The following is a 10,379-nucleotide window of genomic DNA, read 5'->3' on the forward strand; positions in this document are numbered from 1 at the left end:
CCACCGGGGCGCCGGGAGGCCGCATGGCGTCACCACGGACGTTCCGCCCGCCCGCTGCCGCCGCCCTGCTGCCGGGAGTGCTCGTCCTCGCGGAACTGCTCGCGCGCCGCGTCCCGGTTCCGCTGCTGCAGTTCGGCCTGACCGTCCTCGTCCTCCGGATTTGCCTCCTCGCCCTGCTCGGGATCCTCGTCGCTCTCCGCCTGCTTCTCGGCGAGCCGTTCGGCGGCCTCGTCCAGCTCGCCGGCTTCCTCGCCGTCGCTGCAGTGCTCGGGCGCTTCCTCGATCAGCGTGAGCGCTTCCTGGTAGAGCGCATCGCCGGCCTCGGGATCCTGGTCCGCGTGGGCGGCGTCGCCGAGCGCTTCGAGCACATAGGCGAGATTGACGATGATGGGGCACTCATCGGCCGGCGGACTCAGCCGGAGCGCCTGTTCCAGTTCGCCGCGCGCCTCGTCCAATTCTCCGGACGCCGCTCGTGCCGTGCCGGCGTTGTAGTAGCCCTTGTGCCGTTCCAGGACGGCAAGGCGTTTCTGCCACTGCGCCGTGGCGGCGGAGCTGCCGTACTCGCCGTCCTCGTACTGCCGCGCGGCGGCTGCGCCCAGTCCCCAGACGGTCAGCGCGTAGCCACCCGCCAGGGCACAGACCGCCACGAGGGCCCATATCAGCCGTCCCCAGCCGCCGCTCATGACGCTGCCCGTTCCGCTCGCCGCAGGATGCGCAGACGCGCCGCCACGAGCAGCGCATCGGCGGTCAGTACCGCCAGCAGCCCGGCCAGCGGCAGCCAGTGCATCTCGGTCCGCCGTTCCCGTCCGTCCGGCACGGCGAGCTGAGTCAGCGCCAGGCCGGCGGCGACCTCGCCGATGGCGGTGCCCGGCTCCCGCATCGTGCTCGCCACCCCGAGCTCTGCCGCGATCGCATCGAGCGTGCCGGGGTCCGGGACCGACACGGCGGGCTCGCCGGTGGCCGGGTCACGGATCAGCTCCTCCGCGGCGGAGGGGAAGGGATCGTTCCGCGGCATGGTGGCGCCCCCGGCGGATCCGTAACCGAAGACCGCGCCGCCGTGCACCAGCTCGGCAGCCTCGCCGAAACCGGCAACGGGCTCGTGCGCGGTCGCCTCCCCATCGCCGAAGTAGAACACCAGCCGGGCGGCGTCCGGGTGCCGGTCACCGGCAGCCTCCAGGCGCTCGCGCAGGTACCCGGCCGCCGCCCAGGGGGAGGACCCTCGGGAGTAGAGCGCGTACTCCGGTTCCATCAGTTCCAGCGCTGAGGCCAGGGCAGTCGTGTCGGTGCTCAGCGGCATCCGGGTGACCGCTTCGGTGTCGAAGGTGATGAGGCTGTACCGGGCGCCGGGCAGTTCGCGCACGAGGGCGTCGATGTCGGCTCTCACCCCGTCCAGGCGCGCCTCGCCGTCCCAGTCGGTGGCTCCCATGGAGGCGGTGGTGTCCACCAGGAGGAAGACATCGGCGTCGCTGGCGAGTTCCTCGCCCGGCTCGCCGGGAACGCCGGGCCGCAGCATCGCCGCCGTCAGCAGCAGGACCGCCGCCAGGCGCAGTGCCCAGCTGAGCCGCCGGCCGGGCTGCGGGCCGGTGACCAGCAGCCACACGCAGCCGGCGACGGCCAGCGCGGCGCCGAGCAGGATGAGGGCGACGGGGATCTGCGGATCGAAGGTCACAGCCGTGCCCTCCACAGCAGTACGAGCGCCACCGGCAGCGCGAACGCAGCGATCCCCAGTGCGAGGCCGGGACGGTCGTGCACCGTCTGGCGCGGCGGCGCATCGACGCGCCCGGCCTCCCGCGCCTGGATGCGTTCGACCACCCTCTCCGGCGTGCCGGCGTCCGGTTCGAAGAACTCCCCGCCGGTCAGTTCCGCCGCCTCCTGCAGGTCCGCCATGCTGACGCCGCGCGCATAGAACGTCTCCACGCCCAGGGCGTAGACGTGGATGTCCTGCGCCGCAGCCATCCGCGCGGCCTCCGGCACCGTGAAGATCTGCTCGTTCGCGATGTCGTGGATGTCGTTGTCAGTGGCCAGGACGATCGAGCGGGACCGGTCTTCCTCAGCACGGTCGAAGCCCCGCACGCAGGAGGCCAGGCCGTCGCCGACGAGGGAGCCGCCCTCGCCTCCCGTGGTCGCCGTGAAGTAGTGCGTGCCCCGGTATCCGTAGCTGGCGAAGCCCAGGCGGGCCTCGTCGAGCAGCTCGCGGGCCATCTCGTAGTCGTCCGTGAGGGGAAACGCCATGACGGACGTCGAGTTGAACATCATCAGACCGATGCGCGCCCCCTCGAAGCGGTCCAGCATCTCCAGATAGGCGTCGATGATGCCCACATTCGCCTCCACCATCGAGCCCGAGGCGTCCAGGCACAACAGCACGTCCCGGCGTTCCTGGCTCTCCTCGACGGTCTCCACCGCGACCGGCCGGGACAGGCCCAGTAGCGTTGCGGCGGTGGTGAGGCCGAGCGCGGCCAGGGCGGCGGCACCGGCCAGCAGGCTCCGGCGCAGCGCCCGCCGGTATCCCGGCAGCGCAGTCAGGCGCCAGCCATGGGCGACGGGCTGTCCGCGTGGCCGGTGGCGGGCCAGGAACCAGGCCGCGGCGACCAGAGCGAGGCAGGGCAGGGCCAGGAGCAGCAGGTGCGGCCACATCAGGTCCACCGGGCCACCGCCCTCCGGCTGGCCTCGAAGGCGCGTTGCAGGTCCGCCGTGCCGTCCGGGTGCACGGTGCTCCAGGCCTCGCCAGAGAACTCGAGCCGGTAGAGGTCGCCGATGATCCCCGCCACCGGCCGTGTCCGCGGGGACGCGTTCAGCTCAGCCAGCGTCAGGCGGTCCGCCGGTGCGCCCAGATGAGCCGCCGCCTCAGCCCGGACCAGCGCCGAGAGATGCTGCGCCGCCTCCCGGGGCGGGATCCGCGCGGTCCGCCAGTCGTGTTCGAGCCGGTCGATCCGGGCCAGGGGGTGTCTCCGCGGCGCCGGTACCGGCGGGACCGGCGCGTGCCTCTCGTCCTGGGCGGGGCGGAGCCGGCCGAGCAGCGGCACGGCGGCCAGCAGCACCGCTGCGAGGAGGAGCAGCAGTGCCAGCGCCGCCCACCAGCCGTTGAACGTCATGGGCGGCAGCAGCGCCAGCGGGCCTGTGAGCGGGTTCCCGCCGGGGAGCTCGGGGCCCGGCACGTGAGTTCCCGCCGGCACGCGTATTCCTGCCAGCCGGTTCATGTCCGTCGCCCCGCGGACCCGGTGCGCGGTGTGCCCGGCGCATGCGGGCTGGTGGCCCCGGAGGCTGGCGCGGCCGCCGTGGCCGGCGCAGGGAGGCCGCGCAACAGCCGGTGCAGCGCCGCAGGCACGTCCACGGCATGGTTCACCCGCGCCTGCGGTATGCCGTGGCGCCGCAGCAGTCGCGCTCGTCCGGCCAGGCGCGCCGCCTCGGCCGCCCGGTACTCGTGCGCCAGGCGGCCGGGCAGGGCCGGCGTCTGCAGGCCCTCGCCGGCCAGGACGTCGACGAGCGGAGCCGCACGGCCGTCGCCGGGCAGAGCCTCGGTGAGATCGGCATCCGCCAGATCGAGCCACAGCATCTCGTGCCTGTGGCGCAACCCGGGCAGCAGGCGCCGTGCCTCCTCCGGGAGCGGGCCGTCGTCGGCGATCACCAGGACCAGCATCCGGGGCACGCGCATCGCCGCCAGGGTCCGCAGCGGTGCGGCCGGGCCGCCGGGCTCGGCCGCAGGGGAGTGCAGCGTCTGCAGCAGGGACTCAAGGTGCCCGTCTGCGCGGCCGGGGCGGGAGACGCGGCTGCGTCCACCGGACCCCGAGACCAGCAGCACGTCGTCGCCGTGGCGGGCCGCGACGACCGCCAGCATCCCGGCCGCCAGGACCGCCGTGTCACGCTTCTGGGTGCCCGCCGGGCCGAGCGCGCTCAGCTCCGCGCCGTTGCCGGCGACGATCGCCAGGCGCATCCGCCGCTGCGCCGTGCGACGCCGGACGAGAGGCTCGGGGTGCCGGGCGGAGGCACGCCAGTCGATGTCGCGGACCTCGTCGCCGGGCAGGTAGGGGCGCAGGTCGTCGAAGTCGGGACTGCGCCCGTGGAACACGCTCGCGTAGTCTCCCTCGAGGAGGTCGTTGCTCAGTCGTCGGCGGCGCCGCGTCAGCAGCGCCAGCTGCGCGCGCACCCGGGGGAGCAGACGGGGCACGGGGTCTCCTCTCTGTGCGCTCTGTGCGCGGGGCGCTGCGTCACCGCCCCGCGCGGTCAGGGCGTGGGGACTGTCGTCAGGAGGGCATCGACGACGGTGTCCGTCGTGAGTCCGTCCGCATCGGCTTCGAATCCCAGGACGATGCGGTGCCGCAGCACCCGGTGCGCGATGGCCTTGACGTCCTCCGGGATGGCGAAGGCGCGGCCGCGCACGAGGGCCAGTGCCCGCGCGCCGGCGGTCATCGCGATCGAGGCACGGGGGCTGGCGCCGCAGTCGATGGCGGCGGCGAGCGCCGGGTGCAGCACGCCGTGCGGATGCCGGGTGACCTGGACGAGCCGGACCAGGTAGTCGGTGAGTGCCGGGTCGATGTACACCGACCGGGCGCAGTCGACCAGCCGCTTCACGTCGTCGCGGCTGATCCTGGCCTGCGGGGCGGGGGAGTCGAAGACACCGGCGTCCACCCGGCGCAGGATCTCCTTCTCCTCCTCGGGACTCGGGTAGTCCAGGACCTCTTTGAACATGAACCGGTCCAGCTGCGCCTCGGGGAGGCGGTAGGTGCCCTCATGCTCCAGCGGGTTCTGGGTGGCGAGCACCAGGAAAGGCCTGGGAAGCTCGAACCGTTCGCCGCCGATGGTCACCTGCTTCTCCTGCATCGCCTCGAGCATGGCGCTCTGGGTCTTGGCCCCGGCCCGGTTGATCTCGTCCAGGAGGACGATATTGGCGTGCACCGGTCCGAGCCGGGTGCTGAAGGCCGCTGCGCGGGCGTCGTAGACCTGAGAGCCGATGATGTCACTGGGCATCAGATCGGGCGTGCACTGGATCCGGGAGAACGTCCCGTCGATGGCCTCGGCGAGAGTGGCGGCGGCGGTGGTCTTGGCCAGGCCGGGGGCGCTCTCCAGCAGGATGTGACCGCCGGTGAGGAGCGCCAGGAGGAGTGACTCGCGCAACTGCCGCTGTCCGACGACGCGTGCCTCCAGATGGGCTCCGGCGGCCGCGATGATCTCTCCGGCGTGGTCGATGTCCGCGGCTTCGGCCGGTGCCCTGAGTCTCTTCACGCCCGGGTCCTCCCTGATGTTCGGCTGCGTTTCGGCTGCGTCGGAGATGCTCGAGAAGAGCGCCTTCTCAGTCCCCGTCGTGCCCTGTGCGGGGAAGGTTCCGGGCTGCGGGGGCGTTCTCTTTGATGGAGTCCACGCTAGTCGAGCGGTTCCGGCGCGGCCATGGTGTGACAGGGCTGGCACAGCATCGGCGCCGATGCCTCCGGTGGAGACACCGGCACCGGGCCGGGTGCGACACGCCGAAGGGGCGACACACGGAGAGATTGTTCTGTGCACGGCTGTGGATATCCCGCGCCGGGCGGTGGACGGCGCCCGGGTGTATCCACCGGCGCTCGGCCGGCACCCGCACGGGCACGCCGAAAGGAGGACGGCGAGGGATGGGGACAAGGTACATGGATGTGATTCACAGGGCTGTGGAGGACGCCCGACACGTGACGCGACACACCTGGAGCTCCTTGAAAATCACACCGGTGTAACACATCATGTAGTCAGTACAGATTCGAGCGAACACTACATATAGTGGTTCGACCCCGGGGGCCAGCGCTTCCCGACTCCCCGTCGATCCGCGCGGATCCTTCTGGATTCCCTGATTCCCCGCCATGGAAGCAGCAGCAGAAAGGCAGCTCATGATCACCGTTTACACCAAGCCGTCGTGCGTCCAGTGCAACGCCACCTTCCGTCTGCTCGACTCCAAGGGACTGCAGTACCGCAAGGTCGATCTGAGCGAAGACCCGAACGCTCTCGATATGGTCCGTGCGATGGGCTACATGCAGGCGCCCGTCGTCGTGACCGAGGACGACCACTGGTCCGGTTTCCGCCCGGACAAGATCGCCGCTCTCGCCGGCGAGGGCGGCGCGGCAGCGGTCGTGGCATGACCCGCTGAAGACCGGATCGCGAGGGGCACGATGACCGTCGTCTACTACTCGAGCAGCTCCAACTACACCCACGCGTTCGCGCAGAAGCTCCGGGCCGCCGGTCAGCACTGCGTGCGCTTGCCGCTCCTGACGAAGGACGACACCCTCCTGATGGAGGAGCCGTTCGTGCTCATCACCCCCACCTACGGGGCGGGGCCGCGCCGGGGCGCGGTGCCCAAGCAGGTGATCAAGTTCCTCAATGTCCCGCAGAACCGCGAGCTGCTCTGCGGTGTGATCGGGGCCGGCAATACCAATTTCGGCGAGACCTACTGCCAGGCGGCGCACATCGTCGCCCAGAAGTGCCAGGTCCCGCTGCTCTACCGGTTCGAGCTCCTGGGGCTGCCGGAAGACGTCCGCAACGTGAACGAAGGACTGAATCGACTGTGGAAACAAAAGCTCCAGCGCAGGGCCTGAACGAGGCCATCGTGCGCGAGGAAACCGATCTGGACTACCACGCGCTCAACGCCATGCTCAATCTGTATGACGCCGAGGGGCGCATCCAGTTCGAGCGTGACCGTCAGGCGGCCCGCCAGTACTTCCTCCAGCACGTCAACAAGAACACCGTCTTCTTCCACGACCTGGACGAGAAGCTCGATTACCTGGTCGCCAACGACTACTACGAGCGGGAAGTGCTGGAGCAGTACTCCCGCGAGTTCATCCACGCGCTGAGCAAGCGCGCCTACGGCAGGAAGTTCCGGTTCCAGACCTTCCTGGGCGCCTTCAAGTTCTACACCTCCTATGCGCTCAAGACCTTCGACGGCAAGCGCTACCTGGAGCGGTTCGAGGACCGCGTGTGCATGGTCGCGATGTTCCTGGCACGCGGCGATGAGGACCTGGCGACGAAGCTGGTCGACGAGATCATCTCCGGCCGTTTCCAGCCGGCGACTCCCACCTTCCTCAATGCCGGCAAGAAGCAGCGTGGCGAGCTGGTCTCCTGCTTCCTGCTGCGCATCGAGGACAATATGGAGTCCATCGGCCGCTCCATCAACTCCGCCCTGCAGCTGTCCAAGCGCGGCGGCGGCGTGGCCTTCGCGCTGACCAACATCCGCGAGGCGGGCGCCCCGATCAAGAAGATCGAGAACCAGTCCTCCGGCGTCATCCCGATCATGAAGCTGCTGGAGGACTCGTTCTCCTACGCCAACCAGCTCGGGGCACGCCAGGGCGCGGGCGCCGTCTACCTGCACGCGCATCACCCGGACATCTACCGGTTCCTGGACACCAAGCGTGAGAACGCGGACGAGAAGATCCGCATCAAGACGCTCTCGCTGGGCGTGGTCATCCCGGACATCACCTTCGAGCTGGCCAAGCGCAACGAGGACATGTACCTGTTCTCCCCGTACGACGTGGAGCAGGTCTACGGCATCCCGTTCTCGGACGTCAACGTCTCCGAGAAGTACTACGAGATGGTCGACGACGCCCGGATCCGCAAGTCCAAGATCAACGCCCGCGAGTTCTTCCAGACCCTCGCGGAGATCCAGTTCGAGTCCGGCTACCCGTACATCATGTTCGAGGACACCGTGAACCGGGCGAACCCGGTGGACGGCAAGATCATCATGTCTAACCTGTGCTCCGAGATCCTCCAGGTCTCCGAGCCCAGCGAGTACGATGAGGATCTCGGCTACGCCAGTGTCGGCAAGGACATCTCCTGCAACCTCGGCTCGCTCAACATCGCCCTGACGATGGACGGCGGCGACCTGGCCGGGACCGTGGAGACGGCGATCCGCGGCCTGACCGCCGTGTCCGAGGCCAGCGCCATCGACTCCGTGCCGTCCATCCGCCGGGGCAACGACATGTCCCACGCGATCGGCCTGGGGCAGATGAACCTGCACGGCTACCTGGCGCGGGAGCGGATCCACTACGGCTCCGAAGAAGGCCTGGACTTCACCAACATCTACTTCTACACGGTGCTGTTCCACTGCCTGCGCGCCTCAAATCTGCTGGCGCAGGAGCGCGGCCAGGCCTTCGCGGGCTTCGAGAAGTCCAAGTACGCCTCCGGGGAGTTCTTCGACAAGTACACCGAGACGGTGTGGGCGCCCAAGACGGACCGCGTGGCACAGCTGTTCGCCGATGCCGGTATCCAGATCCCGGGCCAGCAGGACTGGCGGGAGCTGAAGGCCAAGGTCATGGCGCACGGCATCTACAATCAGAACCTGCAGGCGGTGCCGCCGACCGGCTCGATCTCCTACATCAACAACTCGACGTCGTCGATCCACCCGGTGGCCTCGAAGATCGAGATCCGCAAGGAAGGCAAGATCGGGCGGGTGTACTACCCGGCGCCGTTCATGACGAACGAGAACCTGGAGTACTACCAGGATGCCTACGAGATCGGCTACGAGAAGATCATCGACACCTACGCCGAGGCGACGCAGCACGTCGACCAGGGCCTGTCGCTGACGCTGTTCTTCCGTGACACGGCCACCACCCGTGACATCAACAAGGCACAGATCTACGCCTGGAAGAAGGGCATCAAGACGATCTACTACGTCCGGCTCCGTCAGCTCGCGCTCCAGGGGACCGAGGTCGAGGGCTGCGTGTCCTGCATGCTCTGAGCGAGCACGCGGCTCAAGGAGATTCATCAGTTCCCACGCACGGTCTTGAAGGAGAGAAGTGGCAGAGAAAGTCAAGCTGATCAGTCATGTCGACGCGATCAACTGGAACCGCATCGAGGACCCGGTCGATGACGAGGTCTGGGACCGGCTGACGGCGAATTTCTGGCTGCCGGAGAAGGTGCCGCTGAGCAACGACGTTCCGTCCTGGAACACGCTCACGCCGGAGGAGAAGCAGCTCACCATGCGGGTCTTCACCGGCCTGACGCTGCTGGACACCGTGCAGGGCACGGTGGGCGCGGTGAGCCTGATCCCGGATTCGCTCACCCCGCACGAGGAGGCGGTGTATACCAACATCGCCTTCATGGAGTCGGTGCACGCGAAGTCCTATTCGTCGATCTTCTCCACGCTGAGCTCCACTAAGGAGATCGACGACGCCTTCCGCTGGTCCACCGAAAACCAGAACCTGCAGCGCAAGGCGGACATCGTGCTGTCCTACTACCGGGGTGACTCGCCGCTGAAGCGGAAGGTCGCCTCGACGCTGCTGGAGTCGTTCCTGTTCTACTCCGGCTTCTACCTGCCGATGTACTGGTCCAGCCACGCCAAGCTGACCAACACCGCGGATCTGATCCGGCTCATCATCCGGGACGAGGCGGTGCACGGGTACTACATCGGCTACAAGTACCAGAAGGGCCTGGAGCGGGTGGATGAGGCCACCCGTGAGGAGCTCAAGGCGTACACCTTCGATCTGCTCTTCGAGCTGTATGAGAACGAGGTGCAGTACACCCACGACCTTTATGACTCGGTGGGCCTGAGCGAGGACGTCAAGAAGTTCCTGCACTACAACGCGAATAAGGCGCTCATGAACCTCGGCTATGAGCCGATGTTCCCCAAGGACGTCACGGACGTGAACCCGGCGATCCTGTCCGCGCTGTCCCCGAACGCCGACGAGAACCACGACTTCTTCTCCGGTTCGGGTTCCTCGTATGTGATCGGCAAGGCCGTGAACACCGAAGACGACGACTGGGACTTCTAAGACCCCAGAGCTTGCTCGAGGCCCGAAAGGGCTGACGGGAGGCCCGGACCTGCAGGTTTCTGCAGGTCCGGGCCTCTTTTCGTGCCTCCATCCGAAGGACAGAGGAGAGCACAGATGAACATCAGTATCCGTTCGGTATGGCACGGGGGTGGCACGAGCGCACCTTCCAGCCAAGCGCGGGGTGGCTCGAAGCCCGAAATTTGGGGGCTGCGTGCCACCAGCTGCGTGCCACAGCGTGCCATTGGGCTCGCGTCGAGGTCCGTAAAAGGCCAGGTGAGAGGCCGGTTTGAAGGGACTGCGCGACCTAGTGGCACGGAGTGGCACGACGGTCCGCGTGAGTCCATTCGCGGCACCTGGAGGGCACGATGAGCACCACGAAGAAGCGTGAGACGGCGCCGAAGCGCGAGACCTGGGGGAGCCTTCGGAAGCTCCCGTCAGGACGGTGGCAGGCGCGCTACCCGGCCCCAGACGGGCAGATGCACTCGGCCCGCACGGAGGACGACAAGCCGTTGACGTTCCTCACCAAGACCGACGCTCGCACGTGGCTCGCCAGCGTGCACACGAAGATCGCGCAGGGAGAATGGGAGCCACCCTCGGTCGTCGCGGCTCGGCGTCGAGCGGAAGCGGAAGCCGAGGAAGCGAGTGGAGTGACCCCCTAGATTC

Annotated in this window: 11 protein-coding genes; 5 read left to right on the plus strand and 6 right to left on the minus strand. The window is 68.4% G+C overall.

Annotation, left to right across the window (positions count from 1 at the left end; translation table 11 throughout):
* Nucleotides 1-29: 29 nt before the first annotated feature.
* From IEW13_RS08765 to IEW13_RS08790, 6 genes are read right to left on the minus strand one after another with little or no spacing between them, the layout of a single operon-like run.
* A complete protein-coding gene (locus IEW13_RS08765) occupies nucleotides 30-683 on the minus strand; it encodes a tetratricopeptide repeat protein (protein WP_188550560.1) in 654 nt (217 codons plus the stop codon).
* A complete protein-coding gene (locus IEW13_RS08770) occupies nucleotides 680-1,669 on the minus strand; it encodes a vWA domain-containing protein (protein ID WP_188550561.1) in 990 nt (329 codons plus the stop codon). The genes IEW13_RS08765 and IEW13_RS08770 overlap by 4 nt, the downstream gene beginning before the upstream one ends.
* Nucleotides 1,666-2,634 carry a vWA domain-containing protein gene (locus IEW13_RS08775; protein ID WP_229745034.1) on the minus strand — a complete coding sequence of 323 codons (969 nt, stop codon included), beginning with the start codon at nucleotides 2,632-2,634 and terminating at the stop codon, nucleotides 1,666-1,668. Before IEW13_RS08775 ends, IEW13_RS08770 begins: the two co-directional genes overlap by 4 nt.
* A complete protein-coding gene (locus IEW13_RS08780) occupies nucleotides 2,634-3,173 on the minus strand; it encodes a hypothetical protein (RefSeq protein ID WP_188550563.1) in 540 nt (179 codons plus the stop codon). The genes IEW13_RS08775 and IEW13_RS08780 overlap by 1 nt, the downstream gene beginning before the upstream one ends.
* Nucleotides 3,174-3,193: 20 nt before the next feature.
* A complete protein-coding gene (locus tag IEW13_RS08785; protein ID WP_188550564.1) occupies nucleotides 3,194-4,165 on the minus strand; it encodes a DUF58 domain-containing protein in 972 nt (323 codons plus the stop codon).
* Between the two features lie 56 nt (nucleotides 4,166-4,221).
* Nucleotides 4,222-5,220, minus strand: coding sequence for an AAA family ATPase (locus tag IEW13_RS08790; RefSeq protein WP_188550565.1), 999 nt, complete (start codon nucleotides 5,218-5,220; stop codon nucleotides 4,222-4,224).
* A 626-nt stretch (nucleotides 5,221-5,846) separates the two neighbouring features.
* Between IEW13_RS08790 and nrdH the strand changes: the two genes are divergently transcribed.
* The 5 genes from nrdH (at nucleotide 5,847) to IEW13_RS08815 (ending at nucleotide 10,375) form a co-directional block, all read left to right on the plus strand.
* Nucleotides 5,847-6,095: a glutaredoxin-like protein NrdH gene (gene nrdH / locus IEW13_RS08795; RefSeq protein WP_188550566.1), complete on the plus strand. Its 249-nt coding sequence runs from the start codon at nucleotides 5,847-5,849 to the stop codon at nucleotides 6,093-6,095.
* A 30-nt stretch (nucleotides 6,096-6,125) separates the two neighbouring features.
* Nucleotides 6,126-6,548: a class Ib ribonucleoside-diphosphate reductase assembly flavoprotein NrdI gene (gene nrdI / locus IEW13_RS08800; RefSeq protein WP_188550567.1), complete on the plus strand. Its 423-nt coding sequence runs from the start codon at nucleotides 6,126-6,128 to the stop codon at nucleotides 6,546-6,548.
* Nucleotides 6,545-8,683 (plus strand): class 1b ribonucleoside-diphosphate reductase subunit alpha, encoded by a 2,139-nt coding sequence (gene nrdE, locus IEW13_RS08805; RefSeq protein ID WP_268235183.1) that lies wholly within the window; start codon nucleotides 6,545-6,547, stop codon nucleotides 8,681-8,683. Before nrdI ends, nrdE begins: the two co-directional genes overlap by 4 nt.
* A 58-nt stretch (nucleotides 8,684-8,741) precedes the next feature.
* Nucleotides 8,742-9,716: a class 1b ribonucleoside-diphosphate reductase subunit beta gene (gene nrdF / locus IEW13_RS08810; protein ID WP_188550569.1), complete on the plus strand. Its 975-nt coding sequence runs from the start codon at nucleotides 8,742-8,744 to the stop codon at nucleotides 9,714-9,716.
* Nucleotides 9,717-10,081: 365 nt separating this feature from the next.
* Complete coding sequence (locus IEW13_RS08815) at nucleotides 10,082-10,375, plus strand: hypothetical protein (protein ID WP_229745025.1); 294 nt, start codon at nucleotides 10,082-10,084, stop codon at nucleotides 10,373-10,375.
* Nucleotides 10,376-10,379 lie beyond the last annotated feature (4 nt).

Source organism: Sediminivirga luteola (genome assembly GCF_014639315.1).
Classification (GTDB): Bacteria; Actinomycetota; Actinomycetes; order Actinomycetales; family Brevibacteriaceae; genus Sediminivirga; species Sediminivirga luteola.